This window comes from Phenylobacterium sp. (assembly GCF_016124325.1).
Taxonomy (GTDB): domain Bacteria; phylum Pseudomonadota; class Alphaproteobacteria; order Caulobacterales; family Caulobacteraceae; genus Phenylobacterium.
Map to the genome: position 1 here is coordinate 109300 of NZ_WGNY01000016.1, position 21820 is coordinate 131119.

The 21820-nt window shown below is 70.1% G+C and carries 21 protein-coding genes; 10 read left to right on the forward strand and 11 right to left on the reverse strand.

The genetic code is table 11. The features are described from left to right. Positions 1-28 precede the first annotated feature (28 nt). From GC203_RS09120 to GC203_RS09130, 3 genes are all read left to right on the forward strand, one after another. Positions 29-1564 (forward strand): sulfatase, encoded by a 1536-nt coding sequence (locus GC203_RS09120; protein ID WP_293453525.1) that lies wholly within the window; start codon positions 29-31, stop codon positions 1562-1564. 82 nt (positions 1565-1646) lie between these two features. Beyond that, the gene (locus tag GC203_RS09125) at positions 1647-2327 is read left to right on the forward strand and encodes a TetR/AcrR family transcriptional regulator (protein WP_293453527.1); all 681 of its coding nucleotides are present in this window, start codon (positions 1647-1649) and stop codon (positions 2325-2327) included. Between the two features lie 38 nt (positions 2328-2365). Next, complete coding sequence (locus GC203_RS09130) at positions 2366-2851, forward strand: twin-arginine translocation signal domain-containing protein (RefSeq protein WP_293453529.1); 486 nt, start codon at positions 2366-2368, stop codon at positions 2849-2851. A 13-nt stretch (positions 2852-2864) separates the two neighbouring features. Here GC203_RS09130 and GC203_RS09135 read toward each other — a convergent pair whose 3' ends face one another. Continuing rightward, entirely contained in the window at positions 2865-3461 is a 597-nt protein-coding gene (locus GC203_RS09135; protein ID WP_293453531.1) for a hypothetical protein, read from the reverse strand. A gap of 269 nt (positions 3462-3730) precedes the next feature. Here GC203_RS09135 and GC203_RS09140 point away from each other — a divergent pair, with 269 nt between their 5' ends. From GC203_RS09140 to GC203_RS09150, 3 genes are all read left to right on the forward strand, one after another. Further along, entirely contained in the window at positions 3731-5959 is a 2229-nt protein-coding gene (locus GC203_RS09140; protein WP_293453533.1) for a TonB-dependent receptor, read from the forward strand. A 169-nt stretch (positions 5960-6128) separates the two neighbouring features. Then, positions 6129-7154 (forward strand): glutathione S-transferase N-terminal domain-containing protein, encoded by a 1026-nt coding sequence (locus tag GC203_RS09145; RefSeq protein ID WP_293453535.1) that lies wholly within the window; start codon positions 6129-6131, stop codon positions 7152-7154. A gap of 35 nt (positions 7155-7189) precedes the next feature. Next, positions 7190-7996, forward strand: a complete 807-nt coding sequence (locus tag GC203_RS09150; protein ID WP_293453536.1) for a TIGR00730 family Rossman fold protein — start codon at positions 7190-7192, stop codon at positions 7994-7996. A 3-nt stretch (positions 7997-7999) separates the two neighbouring features. On the opposite strand, the gene GC203_RS09155 is transcribed toward GC203_RS09150, so the two are convergent. Together GC203_RS09155 and GC203_RS09160 are read right to left on the reverse strand one after the other, a co-directional pair. Further along, positions 8000-8506, reverse strand: coding sequence for a DUF302 domain-containing protein (locus tag GC203_RS09155; RefSeq protein WP_293453537.1), 507 nt, complete (start codon positions 8504-8506; stop codon positions 8000-8002). After that, positions 8503-9690: a patatin-like phospholipase family protein gene (locus GC203_RS09160; RefSeq protein ID WP_293453538.1), complete on the reverse strand. Its 1188-nt coding sequence runs from the start codon at positions 9688-9690 to the stop codon at positions 8503-8505. Before GC203_RS09160 ends, GC203_RS09155 begins: the two co-directional genes overlap by 4 nt. 220 nt (positions 9691-9910) lie before the next feature. On the opposite strand from GC203_RS09160, the gene GC203_RS09165 reads away from it, so the two are divergent. Beyond that, positions 9911-10390 carry a cupin domain-containing protein gene (locus tag GC203_RS09165; protein WP_293453540.1) on the forward strand — a complete coding sequence of 160 codons (480 nt, stop codon included), beginning with the start codon at positions 9911-9913 and terminating at the stop codon, positions 10388-10390. Between the two features lie 189 nt (positions 10391-10579). Next, positions 10580-11791 carry an MFS transporter gene (locus tag GC203_RS09170; RefSeq protein WP_293453541.1) on the forward strand — a complete coding sequence of 404 codons (1212 nt, stop codon included), beginning with the start codon at positions 10580-10582 and terminating at the stop codon, positions 11789-11791. 192 nt (positions 11792-11983) lie between these two features. Here GC203_RS09170 and GC203_RS09175 read toward each other — a convergent pair whose 3' ends face one another. From GC203_RS09175 to GC203_RS09210, 8 genes are all read right to left on the reverse strand, one after another. After that, entirely contained in the window at positions 11984-13564 is a 1581-nt protein-coding gene (locus tag GC203_RS09175) for a carboxylesterase family protein (RefSeq protein ID WP_293453542.1), read from the reverse strand. A 74-nt stretch (positions 13565-13638) separates the two neighbouring features. Beyond that, complete coding sequence (locus GC203_RS09180; protein ID WP_293453543.1) at positions 13639-14571, reverse strand: LysR family transcriptional regulator; 933 nt, start codon at positions 14569-14571, stop codon at positions 13639-13641. A gap of 30 nt (positions 14572-14601) precedes the next feature. After that, positions 14602-15915: an NAD(P)/FAD-dependent oxidoreductase gene (locus tag GC203_RS09185; protein WP_293453544.1), complete on the reverse strand. Its 1314-nt coding sequence runs from the start codon at positions 15913-15915 to the stop codon at positions 14602-14604. After that, positions 15912-17000, reverse strand: coding sequence for a patatin-like phospholipase family protein (locus GC203_RS09190; protein ID WP_293453546.1), 1089 nt, complete (start codon positions 16998-17000; stop codon positions 15912-15914). The genes GC203_RS09185 and GC203_RS09190 overlap by 4 nt, the downstream gene beginning before the upstream one ends. A gap of 7 nt (positions 17001-17007) precedes the next feature. After that, on the reverse strand, positions 17008-17832 hold the full coding sequence (locus GC203_RS09195) for a 3-hydroxybutyrate dehydrogenase (RefSeq protein WP_293453548.1): 825 nt from the start codon (positions 17830-17832) through the stop codon (positions 17008-17010). A gap of 126 nt (positions 17833-17958) precedes the next feature. Then, entirely contained in the window at positions 17959-18870 is a 912-nt protein-coding gene (locus GC203_RS09200; protein WP_293453550.1) for a hypothetical protein, read from the reverse strand. Beyond that, positions 18867-19361, reverse strand: coding sequence for a hypothetical protein (locus GC203_RS09205; protein WP_293453552.1), 495 nt, complete (start codon positions 19359-19361; stop codon positions 18867-18869). Before GC203_RS09205 ends, GC203_RS09200 begins: the two co-directional genes overlap by 4 nt. Beyond that, positions 19358-19825, reverse strand: a complete 468-nt coding sequence (locus GC203_RS09210; RefSeq protein WP_293453554.1) for a YHS domain-containing (seleno)protein — start codon at positions 19823-19825, stop codon at positions 19358-19360. The genes GC203_RS09205 and GC203_RS09210 overlap by 4 nt, the downstream gene beginning before the upstream one ends. 202 nt (positions 19826-20027) lie before the next feature. On the opposite strand from GC203_RS09210, the gene rutA reads away from it, so the two are divergent. Both rutA and rutB read left to right on the forward strand, forming a co-directional pair. Then, complete coding sequence (gene rutA, locus GC203_RS09215; protein WP_293453556.1) at positions 20028-21110, forward strand: pyrimidine utilization protein A; 1083 nt, start codon at positions 20028-20030, stop codon at positions 21108-21110. Then, positions 21091-21819 (forward strand): pyrimidine utilization protein B, encoded by a 729-nt coding sequence (rutB, locus tag GC203_RS09220; protein WP_293453557.1) that lies wholly within the window; start codon positions 21091-21093, stop codon positions 21817-21819. The genes rutA and rutB overlap by 20 nt, the downstream gene beginning before the upstream one ends. Position 21820 lies beyond the last annotated feature (1 nt).

Sequence of the window (21820 nt, forward strand, 5' to 3'; positions counted from 1 at the left end):
GCCTTCGAAGGAAAGGGGAGGACCAGCCATGACGCGGATTCCGGCGATCGCCACGATGGCCCTGGCGCTGACTCTGGGCGCGAGCGCGCCACAGGCCACCGATGCGGCGGCTCCCCAGCCCCGGCGGCCGAACGTGATCGTGATCCTGGCCGACGACCTGGGCTATGGCGACACCTCGGCCTACGGCAGTCCGATCGCGCGCACCCCGAATATCGACGCGCTGGCCGCCGACGGCGTGCGCTTCACCCAGGGCTATGTCAGCCACCCCGTCTGCTCGCCGTCGCGCGCGGGCCTGCTCACCGGCCGCTACCAGACGCGGTTCGGCTGGGAGTTCAATCCGGTCGGCCGGGACCGGACCACGGGCGTGTCGCGCAACGAAACCTTCGTCGCCCAGATCATGAAGTCCGCCGGCTACCACACCGGCATGGTCGGCAAGTGGCACCTGGGCGAGGCGGCGGGCTACCAGCCGCTGGACCGCGGGTTCGACGAGTTCTTCGGCGTGCTGGGCGGCCAGACCTCGTACCTGACCCAGATGGCGCCGGGCGACGAGTACTACAATCCGCCGGGGATGGAGGGCCTCCTGGGCGGCGGCGCGGAGGCGACCGAAGACCAGCTCATGACCCGCATGCGCGAGCGCCTGCCGATCAGCCGCGGGCGCGAGGTGGTGGAGACGAAGGGCTATCTCACCGATGTCTTCACCGACGAGGCCGTGCGCTTCATCGACGCCAACAAGGACCGGCCGTTCTTCCTCTACCTGGCCTACAACGCCCCGCACGTGCCGCTGCAGGCGCCCAAGAAGTACGTCGACCGCTTCCGCGACGTGTCCGATCCCGGCAAGCGCGTCTACGCCGCCATGGTCTCGGCCCTGGACGACGGCGTGGGCGCGGTGCGCGCCAAGCTGAAGGCGGAGGGGCTGGAGAAGGACACCCTGATCATCTTCCTCAGCGACAACGGCTGCGCCGGCTACGTGAACGGCGCCTGCTCCAACGCGCCGCTGAACGGCTTCAAGGCCACCCACTTCGAGGGCGGCGTGAGGATCCCCTTCATCATGGCCTGGCCGGGGCGGATACACGCCGGGCAGGTGGACGAGCGGGTGGTCTCCAGCCTCGACATCACCCCGACGGCGGCGGCGCTCGCCGGCGCCACGCCGCCCAACGGTTCGGACGGCGTGAACCTGATCCCCTATGTGGCGGGCGACGACCGGCGCACGCCCAACCCGATCCTGTTCTGGCGCGCGGGGCCCAGCTTCGCGGTCCGCGACGGGAACTGGAAGATGTGGGAGGTCGACAAGGCCGATCCCGCCGCCGAGATCACCCAGGGCGTGGCGCCGTCGCCCGACGGCGAGGTGGCGAAGCCCTCGCCGTTCGGCCAGCACGTCATGCTCTACGACCTCGCCCGCGACATCGGCGAGACCCGCAATCTGGCGTCCTCGAACCCCGCCGTCGTGGACGGCCTCAAGGCCAAGGCCGCCGCCTGGGACAAGGGCAATGTCCCGGCCCAGCTCACCAGCCGGCGCCAGTCCGTCCAGGTCATCGATGGCCAAAGACTCAAACTCTACAACTGATCCGCCGAATGACGGGGGTGGGCCGACTGTGCCAGGGTGGGCCCACCGCAAACCGTCGTACCCAAAGTTCGAAAAGGCGCCCATGCCCAAGGCCCTCGCCGCCGCCAACGACCGGACCGCCGGTCCACGCCGCCGCGAGGCCCGCGAGGCGGCCCGGCGCGAGAGCTTCATGCGGGTCGCCGCCGCCGTCTTCCGCGAGCATGGGCTGGCGGGCGCGACGATGGAGCAGGTGGCCGCCGCGGCCGGCGTCACCAAGGTGGTGCTCTACCGCCGCTTCCCGTCGAAGGACGCCCTGATCCAGGCGATCGTCGACGAGACCATCCGCCTGCTGCGGGGCGGCGTGGCCAAGCCCTGGACCGGCTACGGCGCCGGCATCCGCAAGTCGCTGGAGGCGGCCCGGTCGTTCGCCGACGGCTATGTCCTGCTGATCCGCTACGCGGACCAGCACCCCTATTGCCACGCCGCCAGGGCCGAGCACCGCAAGCGTTCGGCCAAGCGCCTGCGGGCGCTGCTCTGGAACCCCGAGCCGGCGCCGCCGGCGTCGGAATGGCCCCCGCTGATCGACCTGGCGGTCGAGCCGATGATCTCGTTCACCAACGAGGCGCTGGTCTACTGGGTGGAGAACGGCGATCCCAGCCGGGACGGGCTGTTCATCCACTGGTGCGGCCAGATGCTCCGGGCGTGGCGCAACAACGCCGCCGAACTGCTCAATCTCGATTCGCCCGAACACGACTGGCCCTTCGACACGGAGGCCCCGCCTTGACGGCCGGTCGGGACAACAACATGAGGAGGAACTTCGCCATGGTCAGCCGCAGAGACGCCCTCATCGGCGCTGGAGCCGCCGCGGCGGCCGCGACCCCCGCCCTCGGCCAGTCGGTTCCGGCCCCGCCGGTCGCGCCCGAGCACGCGCGCTTCGCCGCCGAGATCGCCGCCGCCCAGGGCCGCCTCGACGCCTTCATGACGGCGTTCAACGGCCGGGACCTGGCGGCCTTCGAAGACACCTTCAACTTCCCGCACGTGCGGTTCGCCTCGGGCAAGGTGACGATCATCAACCCCGGCTACCACAAGGCCGAGATGTTCGAGCGCGGCGCGCTCGCCGAGTGGGATCATTCGGCCTGGCAGCGCCGAGACGTGATCCACGCCGGCGCCGACAAGGTGCACATCGACACCCGCTTCGCCCGCTACCGGAAGGACGGCAGCCTGATCGGCGGGTTCGATTCCATCTACATCGTGACGAGACAGGACGGCCGCTGGGGCATCCAGGGCCGCTCGAGCTTCGCGCCCTAGACCCCCTCGGATTCTAGAGGCTCGCCAGCAGCGTGCTCGCCGCCCAGGTGTCGCGGGTCATCCGGCGGCGGCGGGCGAAGGCGGCCATGGCCTCGGTCGAGGGATCGCGCGAGGCCTCCCAGACCCCGTGGTCGCCGTAGCGGGTGATCAGCAGCAGGCGGGTGACCCCGGCCGCCTTGTCGGCGTCGTTCCGGGCGGCGGCGAAGAGGCCAAAGATCTGCGTGTCGAAGCGCGTCTCGAAGTCGCGCCAACCCTCGGCCGAGAGTTCCAGGAACTCCGGGACCGAAGCGGTTTCCACGACGAACCAGCGATGGACGTAGATGCCCCCGGGCCGCGGGCGATCGCTCGTCCCGGGCCGGACCGTGGCGGCGAGCAGATCGCGCCGCGCCGCCGCGACGCCGGCCGCGGACTGTAGCGCCGCCACCGCCGCCTCGCGGTCGGCGGCCGGATCGTTCCAGCGAAGCAGCACGGCCGCCTGGCGCGCGTGCCAGCCGAGCTGTGGCGTGAACACGCCCACGATCTCGCCGGCCGGGGGCAGGGCCGCCGCCCGCGCGACGTCGGCGGCCAGCGTCGCCGGCGCGAGGTCGAGGAAGAGGTAGTCGTAGGTCATGGTCCTGTCCGGAAAGGGTGCGGGGACTTCAGGCGCCGCCCGGGCGCCGAAGGCCGTCAGCAGCGACGCGCCAGCCCCAGCCAGCCAAAGCCTCCGGTCGGCGACGATCATACGGAAATTCTCCGGTTCGGCGCGGGCGCGCGTCAAGCGGACAACACGCTATGGGTCCAAGCCATCCAGGAATTGGAAATCGCCACCGGCCGCGACTAGCTTCCGGCCTGTCACCACGCAGTAACGCTCAAACCGTGCGTGGAGCCAGGGGGGATCAAATGCGCCACCATCTCAAGGGCGCGTCGATCGTTGCTATCTGCATGGCAACGGCGGCGCCAGCTTTCGCCCAGGACTCATCCGATCGCACCGAGGTCGGCGAAGTCCTTGTCACCGCCCGCAAGCGCGAGGAGCGGCTGGCCGATATCCCGGTCGCCGCCACGGCGCTGGGCAGCGAGGAACTCAAGGACATCGGCGGGCTCGCCAACGCCCAGCAACTGCTTGCGCAGGTGCCCGGCGTGAACTTCGCCAACACGTCCAACGCGCTCACCTCGGACGTCTCGATCCGCTCGTCCGGCACGTCCCGGGCGACCAACGCCGAGGCCGGCGTCGGGCTGTTCCGCAACGGGGCCTTCATCGGCGGCGGCAACGTCGCGGGGCGCACCTTCAGCGGCATCGACCTGTTCGACATCGCCCGCGTCGAAGTGCTGCGTGGCGTGCAGGGCGGCCTCGGCGGCCGCAACGCCGAGGGCGGCTCGATCAACGTGATCACGGCGCGGCCCACCCACACGTTCGAGGGCTACGCCTTCGCCACCTATGGCATGCACGACAAGTACGAGCTCGAGCTCGTCCAGAACGTGCCGATCGACGAGCATTGGGCCGCGCGCTTCAGCTTCGACTACGGCCGCCAGACCAAGGGGTTCTACCACCTCTACGTCATCGACAAGTACGCCGACGCGACGCGTCGCGAATTCGGGCGCGCCCAGCTGAACTACAAGAACGGGAGCTTCACGGCCAACGCCATGGTGGAGCGCTCCAACGAGCGGGTGCCGGGCCTGGTCTACCAGGTGGTGACCTACCCCAACGCCAATTTCCCGCAGGGCTACTTCACCGACAAGTACGAGACGCCCTGGAATTCGCCCTCGGCCGGCAAGCAGCGCCTCACCAACTTCGAGCTCACCACCAACCTCGACATGGGTTGGGCGACGCTGTCGACGGTGGTCAACCTGCGCGACCGCCGCGGCCAGAACCAGTACGACCGCGACGCGCTTTCGCCGGAGTTCTTCCTGGCGCTGATCGACGCCGGCAAGGTTTCGAACTCGGGCAGGAACGCCATCCGGGTGGCCGACTACGGGCTCGGCGGCGACCAGGTCGACCACGCCCGCATCAGCTACTACGACGCCCACCTGGCGGGCGAGACCAAGGGCGTCGCCTGGGTCGCGGGCGGCGAGTACTATCTGCTCAACGACACGCCCTCGAGCATCCTCGGAAAGACGCCCACGGCGGCCAGCCCGACGGCCGGCACCATCAGCCGGAGCAAGCTGCGGTTCTCGTCCTACGCGGTCTACGGCTCGCTCAGCTATGACGTCACCTCGCAGATCAACCTCTCGGGCGACCTGCGCTACACGCACGACAACGAGGACTTCCTGGCGCGTCAGTTCGTCTACGGAACCGACGTCCCGATCACGACGCCGTCGCTGAACCCCACGGCGGACCGCAGCCAGGGCAACGTCTCCTACACCGCCACCCTGGGCTACAAGCCCACCACGCGGACCCTGCTCTACGCCAAGGTCGGCTCGGCCTATCGGGCCGGGGGCTTCAACGGGAATCTCGGCGATCCGCGCGCGCCGATCGCGATCCCGCTGGCCTTCGACAACGAGACGCTCACCGGATACGAGGCGGGCTTCAAGGGGTCGGTCACGCCGAACCTCTTCGTGACGGCCGCAGCCTATTCGAACCACTACAAGAACCTGGTCATCCAGGGCGACAACGGCTGCGCCATCAGCAATCCGGCGTGCCCGGTGCAGGCCACCTCGTTCGCCTTCAACGCCGGCCCCGCCAAGCTGTGGGGCCTCGAGATCGAGGCGACCCTGCGCGCCGACCTGGTCGGCGGCGACCTGCGCGTGACGGTCGGCGGCTCGCGCCAGGGCGGCCACATCACCGGCGGAATCTACGATGGCTTCAAGCAGCCGCAGCAGCCGAAGTGGACGGAGACCTTCAACATCACCTACCGCCACCCGATCACCGACGCGGTCGACGGCTTCTTCAACGTCAACGGGTCCGGTCGTCAGGGCGGGGTCCAGGAAGCCAAGCAGAGCCCGCCGCTGCACGACTACGGGATCTTCAACCTCCGGGGCGGCGTGAGCTGGAAGTCGTACGAGCTCACCGGCTACGTGAACAATGCGGGCCAGACGTCGTACATGGTCTTCCAGGCGCCCTCGGCGACGAACGACGTGCGCCGCTACAACCTGCCCCGCACCTGGGGCGTGCAGCTGCGAGCCGCCTGGTGAACCACCGGCCGCCGCCCCGGTTCTCGCCGGGGGCGGCGGCCCCGGGCCCGAGGGGCCCCGCGAGACCGATCCGAAGGCGTCGGCCATGGAGAACGCCTGACGCGGGCCGGGCTTGCCCCCGTGCGGCGTCGGTTCGACAGTATCCTCTCGCTGAAGGGGGAAGATCGATATGGCGCGTCTGGAGCACTACCGGATCCTGGGCGGGCTGGGCTCGCCCTACTCGATGAAGATGCGCGCGATCATGCGCTATCGCCGCCTGCCGTACGTCTGGATCCAGATCAACGACAGTCACGACGAGGAACGGGCGCAGGTGAAGCCGGCGGTGATCCCGGTCATCCAGTACCCGGACGGCAGCTACCACAACGACTCCACCCCGATGATCTACGACCTGGAGGCGCGCCATCCCGACGACCGCGGGATCGTGCCGCACGAGGTTGGCGACGCCTTCCTGGCCTATCTGCTGGAGGACATGGCCGACGAGTGGGGCACCAAGCTGATGTTCCACTACCGCTGGTTCCTCGAGCGCGACCAGGTGCGGATGAGCGAGTGGCTGGCCTACGACAGGGCGATGGGCGGCGGCTTCGCCGGCATCAAGCAGTTCGCCGACTTCTTCCGCAGCCGCCAGGTGGGCCGCATGGCGCTGGTGGGCTGCACCCGGCAGAACGCGCCGGTCATCGAGGAGTCGGCCCGCCGCCTGGCGGCGATCTTCGAGGCCCATGTGCTGGAACGCCCGTTCCTGTTCGGCTCGCGCCCGTCGCTGGCCGAGTTCGGCTGGTACGGCCAGTTCTCGCAGCTCATCGTCGACCCGACGCCCAACGACCTGCTGCGCGAGATCGCGCCCTTCACGGTGCGCTGGCTGATGCACCTCGACGACGCCTCGGGCGTCGATGGCTCCTGGCGAAAGCCGGACGAGGCGCTGGCCCCGGCGGTGGAGAAGCTGCTGGCCTTCGCCGGCGAGGTCTATTTCCCGTTCCTGGAGGCCAATGCGCGAGCGTTGCGGGCGGGCGAGGAGACGTTCACCGTCGAGCTGCTGGGCAAGCCCTACACCCAGGGCGCGTTCAAGTATCAGGCGCGCTGCCTGGAGAGCCTGCGGCGCGCCTACGCCGACCTGCCGCCGGCCGTGCGGCCGCGGATCGACGCCATGCTCTCAAAGGCCGGCGTCCTCGGCTTCCTGACAGCGTCGCAGCCGGCTTGATTCAAGCCGACGGGGACGTGCTCTAGGATGGCGCCATGAGTCGGACGCCGCCAAAGCCCAACGCCGCCCAGATGGCCTCGCCCACCTACCAGCTGGCGGCGCTCGACCGCGACTTCCTGCTGGGCGACTCCATGCGCGGAGTGCGCTTCCTGCTGGAGTTCGCCAAGGCGGACGAAGGCCTGCGCCGCTGGGGAGTCGCTTCGACCATCGTGGTGTTCGGCAGTGCGCGCGTCCGCGAGGACGGGCCCGAGCCGCAAGCCCGGTGGTACGCGGCCGCCCGCGAGTTCGGCGCCATCGCCTCGCAGCGGGGCGGGGCGCTGCTGACCGATCATGCGCCGCGTCACAACGTGATCATGACCGGCGGCGGCTCGGGCGTGATGGGGGCGGCCAACCGCGGCGCGGCCGACGTGGGCGCGCCGTCGATCGGCATGAACATCACCCTGCCGCACGAGCAGGAACCCAATCCCTGGACGACGCCCGAACTCACGTTCCGCTTCCACTACTTCGCCATGCGCAAGATGCACCTGGCGATGCGGGCCTCGGCGCTGGTGGTGTTCCCGGGCGGGTTCGGCACCTTCGACGAGCTGTTCGAGATCCTGACGCTGCGCCAGACCGAGAAGGCGCCGCCGATCCCGATCGTGCTGTTCGACGAGGGCTACTGGCGATCGATCGTCAACTTCGAAGGCATGGTGAAGGCCGGGGTGATCGCCGAGAAGGACCTGGCGCTCTTCCGCTTCGCCGAGACCGCGGAGGCCGCCTGGCAATGCCTGCTCGCGGGCGGCCTGAAGCCCTACGGACCGCCGCCGGGGCGGCCGCGGTCCGATCCGCTCGATCCCGGCTGAAGCCTACTTGCCGGCGACGCTGCCGGCGATGGAGCCGGCGACCTCCGAGGCCATCTTGATCTGGGCCGCGCGGTCCTCGATCTCGTAGCGGTCGGCGATCCAGTTGAAGTCGGTGTAGGCCACCCAGACCTTCCCGGCCGCGTCCTGGGTGACCAGGATCCGCACCGGCCAGTCGAGCCCGGCGTAGGGGTTCGAGGTCAGGAACTGCGCGCCCAGCGGCGGATTGCCGAACAGCAGCAGCTTGGAGGGCCGCAGGTCGATCTTGGCGCCGGCGGCGAGCTGGGCCTGGTCGATCTCGGTGAAGAACTGGATGCCCTTGGCGGCGATGTCGGCCTTGATGCGGGCCACGGTGTCGTCGAAGCCGTAGGCGCTGGCGACGCGGACGACGCCCTGGGCGTGAGGCTCCACGACGACGGCGGGGTCGGCCACGGCGGCGGTCGCGGTGGCGCACAGCGCCAGGCTGACGCCGGCGGCCAGCGCCATGAGGGACTGACGGGCGATGCGGGTCATTGCTCTATTCCTTTGGGGTCGATGTCTTCGTTCATCTGGCCTGCCGTCGCCTCGTGGAGGATGATCCCGTCCATGGGGTCGACGCAGTGGGTCCAGGGACTCTTGGCGAGAACGCGGGCGGTGTCGGCGTAGCCGGCGTCCCAGCGGGACCTGATGCCGCCGGGGCTGAAGTCGATGTCCTTCGAGTGGTTCTCGCCCGCCAGCGGCGGCGCCAGCAGTCGGATCACATGCATCTGGGTTCGGCAGCCGTAGGCGGCCAGCGCGCCGACCTCGTTGGTCGCCAGGGCCTCGGGCGGCAGCCGCCGGGTCAGTTCGGCGATCACGTGGCGCAGCTTGTGGATCTGCTTCTGCCTCGCGATGTGGGTGATCGCCCGACTCGAGTACTGCAGGTCCTTCTGGCGCGACAGCACGCTCCAGATGGAGTCGGGCTCGGGGCCGCTCGGCGACCACATGTGCACGGCGAAGACCACGCCCGATCGGCGCGGATTGTCGTCGAAAACGGCCTCGACGGGCGTGTTGGAAAGGATACCGCCGTCCCAGTAGAGCTCGCCGTCGATGCGGACGGCGGGAAAGGCCGGCGGCAGGGCGCCCGAGGCCATCACGTGGCGCACGGTCAGAACGTCTTCGCGGCTGTCGAAATAGCGCATTTCGCCGGTCTGGACGTTGGCGGCGCCCACGGTCAGCCGGGGACGCCCTGCGTTCAGGAGTTTGGGATCGAGGAGCTCGCCGAGCGTCCGCTCGAGAGGCTCCGTGGAATAGTAGCCGGCCAGCTCGGATCCGAGCGGCGTCTGCATCCCCAGGAAGGCCCAGGGATTGGGGCGGAAGAAGGCGTCGAGGCCGCCGGCCACGGTCATGGCATTGGCGGCGAGCTGGCCCGCGCCGGGGATCATGCCGGCGAACTGGACGGCGCGGGAATGGGTCATGCGCTTCCAGAACTCGCGCATGCGCTCTAGCCGCTCGGCCGGCGGGCTGCCGGCGATCAGGGCGGCGTTGATCGCCCCGATCGAGGTGCCGATCACCCAGTCGGGCTCGACGCCGGCTTCCTGCAGGGCCTGGTAGACGCCGGCCTGGTAGGCGCCCAGCGCCCCGCCGCCCTGGAACACCAGGACGACCTGGCCCAGCACGCTCTTGTCGAGGGCGGCCTTGTCGATCTTCGGCTTGGTCTTTTCGGCGGCGCTGTTCATGCCGCCCTTGTCTCAGGCGCGGCCCTCGCCGGGAAATGTCGCTTGGCTAATCGGACGATGCGTTCCCTGCATCAGGCGCCGCTCTTCACGGGGGCGCATAGGATTAAACAGCAACGCGCCGCCTCAGTCCGACGCATGGCGTCGATAACTTTATGCGAATTCAGAAGAGGAGGGGCCGCTTCTACCTTCGCGTCATCGGACAACCCGAAGAGAGAAGACCATGAAGCCCCTGCTGTTCGCCGCCGCCGCCCTGGCCGGCGCCCTTTCCGTCTCCAGCGCCGCCTTCGCCGCCGGCGCGGAATGCCCCGCCGACCAGGTCCGCGCCAACGCCCGCACCACGGGTGAGATGACGCCGTCCAAGGTCACCGACAACGAGCTCGAAGCCCTCGCCCTCGGCGGCGAGATCAAGGGCCTGGACAACCGCCGCCTGCGCCTGCGCCGGCTGGTGATCCAGCCCGGCGGCGTGGTGCCGTGGCACAGCCACACCGACCGTCCGGCGCTGCTGATGACGCTCTCCGGCGAGATCACCGAGTACCGCTCGAGCTGCGCCGTCGGCATCACCCACAAGGCCGGCGACGTCACCCCCGAGAAGAAAGGCGTCAGCCACTGGTGGAAGAACAACGGCAAGGTTCCCGCCGTGATCATCGCCGCCGACATCAAGAACGACGGCGAGCCCGCGGCCGCCGCCGACATGATGTGAGTCCCCCGCGGCGCCGCCCTATCCCCCGCCCACGGCGCGCCGCGACGGCCTGAGGCCCATTGCCCCACAGGGGCCTCGGCTCCGCATTCGCCGGCCCTCCCCAGGGTCGGCGAATGCCCCCTCTTCAACACGGATGGCCGGGTCGCGCGAGCGCACGCCCTTCCGCATGGCCGCGCCCCGGAGACACCCATGACCGCTTCCGAACCCCGCGCCATGGCGCGGGGCATGCTGATCGGACTGATCGGCTTCCTGACCCTCGTCGACCTCTTCGCCGCCCAGGCCATCCTGCCGACCCTGGCGAAGATGTACGCCGTCGCCCCGTCGGCCATGGGGGTGGCGGTCAACGCCTCGACCATCGGCATGGCGGCCGCGGGCCTCGTGGTGGCCCTGGTGAGCCACCGGCTGCCGCGCCGGGGTGGGATCTGGGTGAGCCTGGCGCTGCTGGCCATACCCACCGCCCTCCTGGCGCACGCGCCCGACCTGGCGACCTTCACCGCCCTGCGGATCGTGCAGGGCGTGTTCATGTCGGCCGCCTTCACCCTGACCATGGCCTATCTGTCCGAGCAGAACACGGGAGCGGCGACCGCCGGCGCCCTGGCCGCCTACATCACCGGCAATGTCGCCTCGAACCTGGCGGGCCGGCTGGTTTCCTCGTCGGTGGCCGCTGTCGCCGGCGTAGCCGTCAACTTCTACGTCTTCGCGGCCTTGAACCTGGCCGGCGCGGCGCTGGTCTTCCTCACCCTGACCGGCGCGCCCGCCATGGGCGTCGCGATGGGGGAGATGCGCCGTTCGGCGCTGGCGCGGATCGCCGCCCACTTCGGCAACCGCTGCCTGGTGGCCAGTTTCGGCATCGGCTTCTGCGTGCTGTTCGCCTTCCTGGGCACGTTCACCTACGTGAACTTCGTGCTGGCCGCGCCGCCGCTGTCGCTCAAGCCCATGGCGCTGGGCCTGGTCTATTTCGTGTTCCTGCCCTCGATGGTCACCACGCCCCTGGCCGGCGCCGTCGCCAGCCGGTTCGGACCCCGCCCCACGTTCTTCGCCTCCCTGGGCCTGGCCGTGGCCGGCCTGCCGCTGCTGCTGGCGGGCGCGATCGTCCCGGTGATCGCCGGCTTGACGATGGTTGGGGTGGGCACCTTCTTCGCCCAGGCGACGGCGACGGGCTTCGTCGGCCGCGCCGCCAGGACCGACCGGGCGGCCGCCAGCGGCATCTACCTGGCCAGCTACTATCTCGGCGGGCTCGCCGGCGCCGCCGTGCTGGGCCAGGTCTACGACCGGCTGGGCTGGCCCGCCGCCGTGGCGGTGGTGGGTATCTCGCTGATCGCCGCCGCCGGCCTCGCCGCCCTCCTGCGCCCCGCCACCGCAGGCGCGCCCTCAGCGCGGATGGCCATCCAGGCGGCCTAGCGACGTCGATGGGTGGCGTAGGGAAGATCGCTCGCCCCCCATATCCGTCATCCCGGACGCAGGGCGCGCAGCGGCCGGAGATCCGGGATCCAGCAGCCCCACCCTCGACGGGAATCGTCGTCACGGTCTGAGCGGCTGGGTCCCGGGTCTCCGCTGCGCTCCGCCCGGGATGACGCGGTGGGGGGCTGAGGCCTACTTCGCCGCGCGGGTCGCCGCGACGAGGTCGAGCCGGGTCTTCAGGGGGTCGGGGACGGCGGTGGCGCGGCCGTCCGGCCCGAACAGCATCAGCTCGTCCTGCGCCGGATCGTACAGCGGCCAGGCGGGCAGGCCGGGGCCGTTCGGGTCGCCGGTCTTGGCGAAGTTGACCCAATAGGCCTGGATCGTGCGGGCGACCGCGCGGTCAGCCTCCGAGGCCTCGCCGGCGTGCTTGGCCGAGACCATGGCGATGTAGGGCGCGCCGTAGGTGTCGAACACATAGGGGATCTCGGAGGCATGGGCGGCGCCCTTGGGATGCTCGGGCTTCAGCGCGTCGCCGACGTAGTCGAACCGGTACTCGTAGGCCGGCAGGCCATGGGCGGCGAACTCCGTGGCCACGAACCGCGCCGGCTCCAGCATCATCTGGTCCAGTCCCACCTTTGCGCGGATCTCCGGCAGCGCGCCGGTGGACTGCGGATCATAGGCGGCGAGCGCGGCCGCCCGGTCGGCGCCGAAGGGCGCGAGGAGCGCATCCAAGTTCGGCGCGAAGTTGAGGCCCAGGTCCGCGCCGTTGGCGCCGGCGATGATCGGCACGCCCGCGAACCGCCCGGCGCGATAGGCGGTCTCCGGCGCTCCGGTCACGACCTTGCCGTCGGCCATCGGTCCCGAATAGGTGACCGGCCGCTGGAACAGGAAGGTGCGCATCGACAGCCCGCTCACCACCTTGTCGGCGGGCAGGGCGCGCAGGGCGGCCAGCGCCGCGGGGCCGTCGGTTTCGATCCCCTGCGAGCGGGCGAAAGCGACGCCGATCGCCTCGCCGCCGGCCAGGTCGGCCGTCGCGCCGAGCTGATCGCGGCCGCCGCCCGATTCCACGATAGCCCGATGGAAGAGGCCTTTCGCCATCGGCGAGGTCAGCAGGGTGTGGACCGAATAACCCCCGGCCGACTCCCCGAACACGGTGACGTTGGACGGGTCGCCTCCGAACGCGGCGATGTTGCGCTGGATCCACTGCAGCGCCGCGATCTGGTCCATGTAGCCGTAGTTCGCCATGGGCTCGTCGGGGTGTTCGGCGGTGAGGGCGGGATGGGCGAAGAAGCCGAAGCGGCCCAGCCGATAGTTGATGCTGACGAAGACCAGGCCTCGGCGGGCGAAGGCGTCGCCCTGGTAGATCGCCGGTTGGGTGCCGCCGTTCACGAGGCCCCCGCCATAGATCCACACCATCACCGGCAGCTTGCCCCGCGTGGCGTCGGCCGGGCGCCAGACATTGAGGAACAGGCAGTCTTCCGCGAGGTCGGTTCCCAGTCCCGGGTCGCCGGGAATCGGGCCCTGCAGGCAGTCCTTGCCGAGGGCGGCGGCGGATCGCACGCCGGACCACGCCGCCGGCCTCTGCGGCGGCCGCCAGCGGAGATCGCCCACCGGCGCGGCGGCGAACGGCACGCCCTTGAACGCGAGGACCCCGTCGCTGGCGACACCCTGAAGGCGGCCCGTCTCCACCCGTACGACGGTCGGCGTCGGGGCGGCCTGGGCCGCCGCGCAAATCAGGGCCGCGCAAAGGGCCCATGCGATCCTTTGAAACATTCGTTCCCGCCCTGACGGCCCCTGATCCGGCCTTGGCCGCGAGCATGGAGACCGGCGGACGGGATGGGCAACCCCTATTCGACCGTCTCGAGCAGCTCCTCGCCGCCGCCCCGCATCGGTTCGAACTGGCCCTGCGGCCACTTGAACGCCCGGGCCTGCTGGACGAAGGCGCCGACGGCGGGGGAGTGGGGGCGGCCGCGCACGCTCACCAGCATGATGGTGCGCACGAACTCGGGGTCGACGAGGCGGCGGGTCACCAGGCCCGGGTCGGTGACGCTGAGCTCGGGGAAGAAGCCGAACCCGAGGCCGGCCTTGATCATTCCCTGCACCCAGTCGTCGCGCTCGGACGAGAAGACCTGCTTCCAGCGCACGCCCTGCTCACGCAACTGGCGGCGGGCGAAGTCGTAGTATTCGCAGTTGGCGCGGTTGACGTAGGTGTGGTCGTGGGTGTCGCGGCAGGTGACGACGTTCTTCTGCGCCAGCGGATGTTCCGACGGCACGGCGATCACGAACCGCTCCTGGAACAGCGGCAGGGCGTGGAAGCGCACGTCGGGGCCTTCGGGCAGGCCGAAGAGCGCCAGGTTCAGATCGCCCTTCGAGAGCATCTCCATCAACTGGTCCGAACCCTCGTCGGTGACCTCCAGTTCGACGTTGGGATGCGCCAGGCGGAACTGGACGATCAGGTCCGAGATCATCGCCGGTCCGATGGTGCACATCACCCCGATGCGCAGGGTGACGTTGTCGAGCTTCTTCAGGCTGCGTGCCTGGGCCTTGGCGGCCTCGGTCTGCGCGTGGATCTGCTCCAGGTAGGGCAGCATCATCCGGCCCAGCTCGGAGAGATGGGTGTTCTGGCGCTCGCGGTGGAACAGCGGCCCGCCCAACTCGGCTTCGAGCTGCTGGATGGCGCGGGTCAGCGCCGGCTGGCTCACGTTCGACTGTTCGGCCGCGCGCGTAAAATTGAGCGTCCTCGCGAGGGCGAGGAAGTAGCGGACCTGTTGCATCTCCATGGCGGAGTCCCCCCGGAACCCTCGAAATATCTAGGAGGCGATACGCGCCGGCTCCTGCGGCGAAGCAACTTCGTCGGCGCCGTCGTTTCCGCGGCTGACGGCCTCGATGACGAGGCGCGCGCCCCGCTCGAAGGTGAGATACGACCAGGCCCAGTCAAGCACCACCTGCAGGCGGTTGCGGAACCCGATCAGGAAATAGACGTGGGCCGCGCACCAGAAGGCCCAGGCGACGAAGCCGCTCATCTTGACCGCGCCCAGGTCGGCGACAGCGGCTTTTCGGCCGATGGTGGCGAGGTTGCCGTGATCGGAATAGCGGAACCGCGGCGGTGCGGGCCGCCCGGCGATACGCGCCGCGATCGCCTTGGCGGCGTAGACGCCGGCCTGCTTGGCCGCCGGCGCCACGCCGGGCACGGCGTTACCGGTCCCGTCGCAGATCCGTGCGCAGTCGCCGATCAGGAACACTTCGGGGTGGCCCGGCAGGGTCAGGTCGGTCCCGACGAACACCCGTCCGGCGCGATCGGTCTCGGCGCCGAGCCAGAGGCCCGCTGGCGAGGCCTGGACGCCGGCGGCCCATATGACGTTGGCCGCGTCGATCCGCTCTTCGCCCAGGTCCACGCCGTCGCCGTCGCAGCGGGTCACCGCCTGGCCGAGGCGCACCTCGACGCCGAGGTGCTCGAGCGAGGTCTTGGCGTAGGCCGACAGGCCCTCGCAGAAGGTCGCCAGCGCCCGCGGGCCCGCCTCGACCAGCACGACGCGGGCCTTCTGGCCCCGGATCTTGCGGAAGTCGCAGGTGAGCGCGCGGCGGGCGAGCTCGGCGATGGCGCCGGCCAGCTCGACGCCGGTCGGCCCCGCGCCCACGACCACGAAGGTCAGCAGGCGGTCCCGCTGGGCCTCGGTCGCGGCCACCTCGGCGGATTCGAAGGCCAGCAGGATGCGGCGGCGTAGCGCCAGGGCGTCCTCCAGCGACTTCAGACCGGGCGCGTGCTCGGCCCACTCGTCGCGGCCGAAATAGGCATGGGTGGCGCCGGTGGCGACGATCAGCTGGTCGTAGGGCAGGGTGCGATCGCCCAGCCGCACCCGGCGGTTGGGGAGATCGATCCCCGTCACCTCGTCGAGCACGACGGTGGCGTTGGCCTGCTTGCGCAGGATCGAGCGCACGGGCGTGGCGATCTGGGTCGGCGCGAGGCCGGCGGTGGCGACCTGATAGAGCAGCGGCTGGAACAGGTGATGGTTGCGGCGGTCGATGACCGTCACGTCGGCGTCGACGTTCTCGAGCGCGCGCGCGGCGGAGAGACCGCCGAAACCCGCGCCGATGATCACCACCTTCTGGCGCGGCGCGCTCATGCGGAGGTCTCCAGGCAGGCGGTATCATAGTGCAGCGTCGCCCGTTGGCCGAGGCTGTCGAATCCGCCGGCCAGCCAGGCGCCCGCCTGGGCGCGGCCGAGGTCGCGCAGTCCGGTGAGGAACTCCCAGTCGGTGTTGACGCGCGAGGCGGCCGACAGGCCGGCCATGATCTCGTCGGCCTCGATGGCGTGCAGGAGGATGCGGCGCAGCGCATCGGGCCTGGCCCGGCCCTCGTCGATGCGCCGCGAGACGGCGGCCAGCGCGCGCAGTTCCTCGCCGAGGGCGGCGTTGAAGCTGATCTCGCTCATGCGGCTGAGGATCTCGCGGGCCGAGCGCGGCAACTCGCGACGCTCCTCGGGGCTGACCCGGATCAGGATCACGTCGCGGCTCATGCACTGGGCGAAGAACGGGAACAGCGCGGGACTGCCGGCGTAGCCGCCGTCCCAATAGGCCTCGCCGTCGATCTCCACGGCCTGGGAGACCAGCGGCTGGCAGGCCGAGGCCATCACGTGATCGACGGTGATCTCGTGGGTCTCGAAGACGCGGAGACGGCCGGTCCGCACGTTCGTCGCCCCGAGGAAGACCTTGGCGGAAGCCTCTCGGCGCAGGCGTTCGAAGTCGACCTCGGCCTCCAGCATCGCGCGCAGCGGGTCGGCGTTGAGCGGGTTCAGCTCGTAGGGCGAGAACATCCGCGTCATCAGGTCGAACATCACATAGGCCGGAGACAGCTCCAGGGGGCTCGGCGCGCCGCGTTCGAAGAAGGCCTGCGGGGTCGTGGCGAGCCCGGAATGCGAGATGCGTCGCCAGAAGTTGGCGAGCGCCGCGCGCGCACCGTCCCGGCCGCCCAGCGCCAAGCCGTGGGCCAGAACGGCGGCGTTGACGGACCCGGCCCCGGTGGCGCTGACGCCCTCGAAGCCGATCCGGCGATCCTCCAGCAGGCGGTCCAGCACGCCCCAGGTGAAGGCGCCGTGGGCGCCTCCGCCCTGGAGCGCCAGGTTCACGGTCTTGACCTCGACCGCGCTTCTGCGGCGCGCCTCGAAGACCACGTCTCCGTCGGCCATGGCGTTGTCCTCCGTCTCGGGCATGGCGGCGTCAGTGGGCGGTCCAGCCGCCGTCGACCGGCAGGGCGGCGCCGGTGATCGACGCGCCGTGCTCGCTGCAGAGAAAGGCGGTGAGCGCGCCGATCTCCTCGACCGTGGCGAACTTGCGGTTGGGCTGGGCGGTGAGCAGCACGTCGGTAATGACCTGCTCGGCGGTCAGGTTGTGGGCCTTGGCCTGGTCGGCGATCTGCTTCTCGACCAGCGGCGTCCAGACATAGCCCGGGCAGATGGCGTTGCAGGTCACGCCCTGGCGGGCGGTCTCCAGCGCGATGGTCTTGGTCAGGCCCAGCACCCCGTGCTTGGCGGCGACGTAGGCCGACTTGAAGGGCGAGGCCACAAGGCCGTGCGCCGAGGCGATGTTGACGATCCGGCCGTAACCGCGCTCGACCATCTCGGGCAGCACGGCCTTGATGGCGTGGAAGGCCGACGAGAGGTTCACCGCCAGGATCGCGTCCCACTTGGCGGTCGGGAACTCGGCGATGGGCGCCACGTGCTGGATGCCCGCGTTGTTCACCAGGATGTCGATGGGGCCCAGCACGTCACGGGCGAAGGCCGCCATCTCCGCGATCTTCTCGGGCATGGAGAGGTCGGCGGGCGAATAGGCCACCTGCACGCCGTGCAGGCTGGCCAGGGTGTCGCGCGTGCGCTCGATCTCGGCCGGATCGCCGAAGCCGTTCAGGATGATGTCGGCGCCCTGGCCCGCCAGGCTTTCGGCGATGCCGAGGCCGATGCCGCTGGTCGAGCCCGTGACGATGGCGACGCGGCCGGCGAGCGGGCGTTGCAGGACGGCGGCGGTCTGGTCGGCGGTCAGGGTCATGGTCCGGGAACTTCCTTGTCTGCGGCGGACCGGGACGTCCGCGTTTACGGCTTCAAGGTGCTCGGCGGCGGATACGAACTGAAATGCCGGGAGCGCATGGTTTCAGGGGATGCGGCGCATGACGCCTCAGCCGTCGACCAGCCGGCGCAGCGCGCGGCCCATGCGGGCCACGGCGACCAGCTTCTGGATGAAGGGCAGGGCGATGGGCGGCCCCATGTCGGTCTTGTTGACGTCGACCACATAGAGCCGGCCCGACGCGCGATCGCGCAGGATGTCGAGGCCGCCCCAGTCGAGGCGCATGGCGCGGGTGAACTCCGACAGCCTGTCGATCTCGGCCGGCGAGAAGACCTGTTCGGGCCGCGCCATCTCGACGGCGCAGTTGTGGTTGGCGAACCGGTCCGCGGCGGGACGGCGCTTGAGGAACACGACCACCGGCCTGCCGCCGACGAACGGGGTGCGTAGGTCCACCGCCAGGCCATCCTCGATGTTGTCGATGAGGCGCTGGTAGGTCCGGCCGGGCCGGGGGCGCACGGGAAGCTGCACGATGCGGCCGTCGTGGACGCCGTTGGCTTCGCCTTTCTCCACCGCCAGGCCGCAGCCGGTCTCGGGATCCAGGGTCAGTGGATAGCCGAAGACCTGCTCAAAGACCTCGGCGACCCGGCTCTTGGCGATATCGGCGCAGTCGAAGTTGAAGGCGCGCGAATGCCTTGGGGCCGGGGGCGCAGCCCAGGTGGAGTCCTCGAAGTAGAACGAGGCCGTCGCCTCTTCCGGCGAACGGGCGATCCTGACCCCGTTCCAGGCCGCGGCGGCCCAGACGAGATACCAGGGTCGCGGCCGGTCGGGCGCAAACCAGACGCTGGGGCCGGGCGGCGCGAGACGGTTCAGCAGGGCCTTGGCCTGGATCGCCAGGAAGAGGCCGAACCAGGTCGCCGCCTCCGAGGCCAGCGCGCGGTCGAGCGGGATCGCCGCCCCGGTCTTCTTGACCCGGACGATCCCCCCGCGGACCGAGAAGTCGGATGTCCATGGCGTGTCGCTCATGGCCGTGCGGGCGCGAAGATGGCGGCGACGCGGCCGGCGAAGTCCTCGAACTCGCGGCGGCGGAACACGGTCAGCATGGCGAGCGCGGCGGCCAGGTTGATGCACGCCGCGACGAACAGCCCGCCGCCGTCGTTGTTGGGATCGACGCCCAGCGGGGTGAACAGGTGGAAGCTGACGGCGCCGGCCATGACCAGCAGGCCCGCCAGGGCGCCGGCCGCCTGCAGGTGCCGCAGGCGCGGCGCCATGCCGACGATCAGCAGCGTGGAGGCCAAGAGCTCGATCGAGCCGATGACATATTGCGAAAACAGTCCCGTGTGCGCGAACAGCCCGGGCAGGCCCAGGGTGCTGGTCCAGCCGTCGAGCCGGCCGAAGATCACCTGGGTCTTGGGATGGTCGGTGAACTTGTAGCGGAGGCTGTCCAGGAAGACGGCCGCCATGAAGAGGGCCAGTCCCTGCGGAACCAGCCCGCGGATGCGGGAGATGAGGGTCATTTGAGCACCTGCGGCCAGTTCTTGTCGGCCTTGGAGATGTTTGCGGGGATATCGGCGGCCCAGCGCTTCTGAACCTCGCGGTCGAAGTTCACGTAGAGCTTGCCGTCCACGATCTTCCAGGTGAGCGGGTCGCCCTTGGCGGTGTAGCCCCGCGAGACGGCCCAGGCGCAGTAGCCGCCGTACTGCGGCAGGAACGCCTTGGGGTCCGCCTTGAACCGGGCGAGGTTCGCGGCCGTGGCGAAGCGGTACTGGACGCCGTCGAGGGTGGTGGTGAAACGAGCGTCGCCCTTCACGGGGCCGCCGTCGAAATAGCTGACGGGGTCGTGGCCGCCGAGCGCGAGCTTGCTGAAAGGTGGCGTGTAGACCGCGGGCGCGGCGGCCGCCGGGCCGGAGACCGCCACAGGCCCCAGCGCGACCAGCGTCGCAACGGCGAGGGCCCGCAGGGTCTTTGTTCTCGTTGTCAAAGTGGGCGTCCTCCCTGAGCCGCCGCCGTTGCGACGCGACCGGACTTCGGTCGGCTCATGGGGTAGCCGGGACGCCTCCGCCGCGCTCATGCCGAAAAGGCATCATCCGCCGCATCGAAAGGGCCCGAGGCGCGGCGCGGGCTTGCGCTGGACGAACGCCCGGCGCCAACTGGCCGGCCGGACTTAGGGGGTTCTGGTTTCCATGGACATCGGCGTCTTCATCCCGATCGGCAACAACGGCTGGCTCATCTCGGAGACGTCGCCGCAGTACATGCCCACCTTCGAGCTCAACAAGCAGGTGGTGCAGGCGGCCGAACGCCACGGCTTCGACTTCGCGCTCTCGATGATCAAGCTGCGTGGCTTCGGCGGGAAGACCGAATTCTGGGAGCACAACCTGGAGAGCTTCACCCTGATGGCGGGGCTGGCGGCCGTCACCGACAGGATCAAGATCTTCGCGACCGCCGCCACGCTCACCACGCCGCCGGCGATCGTGGCGCGGATGGCCTCGACGATCGATTCCATCGCCCCCGGCCGGTTCGGCATCAACCTGATCACCGGCTGGCAGAAGGCCGAATACGACCAGATGGGCCTGTGGCCGGGCGAGGGCCACTACCGCGACCGCTACAACTATCTCGCCGAGTACGCGACGGTGCTGAAGGGCCTGATGGAGACCGGCGTCTCCGACTTCAAGGGCAAGTACTTCGAGATGCACGATTGCCGGGTGAGCCCGAAGCCGACGCCCGGGGTGAAGATCATCTGCGCCGGCTCGTCCGACGAGGGCCTGGCGTTCACCGCCCAGTACGCCGACTACTCCTTCGCGCTCGGCAAGGGGACCAACACGCCGACGGCCTTCTCGCCCGTGAACGACCGGCTGGCGGCGGCCAAGGCCAAGACCGGGCGCGACGTGGCCAGCTACATCCTCTTCATGATCATCGCCGACGAGACCGACGAGGCGGCGCTCGCCAAGTGGAAGCTCTATCGCGACGGGGCCGACCAGGACGCGCTCGCCTGGCTCACCAACCAGGCCGCGCCCAACGCCCAGGGCGGCACCTCCAACACCAACACCACCCAGCTCGCCGCCCCGGAATCGGCGGTGAACCTCAACATGGGCACCCTGGTCGGCTCGTACGCCTCGGTGGCGAAGATGCTGGACGAGGTGGCCGAGACGCCCGGCACGGCCGGCGTGCTGCTGGTCTTCGACGACTTCGTGAAGGGGGTCGAGGACTTCGGAACGAAGGTCCAACCCAGGATGAAGAGCCGGGCCCATGTCGCACAGCCCGCCTAGGCCCACCGTCCCGCGCGAGGGCGCGGTCACCCTGCCGGCGCGGCCGGAGAACCTGCCGATCGACCCGGCGGCCACGGCGCTGCTCGTGGTCGACATGCAGAACGCCTACGCCTCGCCGGGCGGCTATCTGGATATCGCCGGCTTCGACATCGAGGGCGCGGCGGCCGTGATCGAGAAGATCGCCGTCACGGTCGAGGCGGCGCGCGCGGCCGGCGTGACGGTGGCGTTCTTCCAGAACGGCTGGGACGCGGGCTACGCGGAAGCCGGCGGGCCGGGCTCGCCCAACTGGTGGAAATCGAACGCGCTGAAGACCATGCGCGACCGCCCCGAGCTGGAGGGCAAGCTGCTGGCCAAGGGCGGCTGGGACTACGATCTCGTCGACAGGCTGAAGCCGCAGCCGGGCGACATCGTGATCCCCAAGCCGCGCTACTCGGCCTTCTTCAACACCGCGCTGGATTCGATGCTGCGGGCCCGCGGGATCAGGAACCTCGCCTTCTGCGGCATCGCCACCAACGTCTGTGTCGAGAGCACCCTGCGCGACGGCTATCACCTGGAATACTTCGGCGTGCTGCTGGAGGACGCCACCCACCAGGCCGGCCCCGCTTTCCTGCAGGAGGCCAGCGTCTACAACGTCGAGAAGTTCTTCGGCTGGGTCTCGACCACCGCCGACTTCTGCGGGGCCATCGGCCAGGCCCCGCCCACGTCCTGAG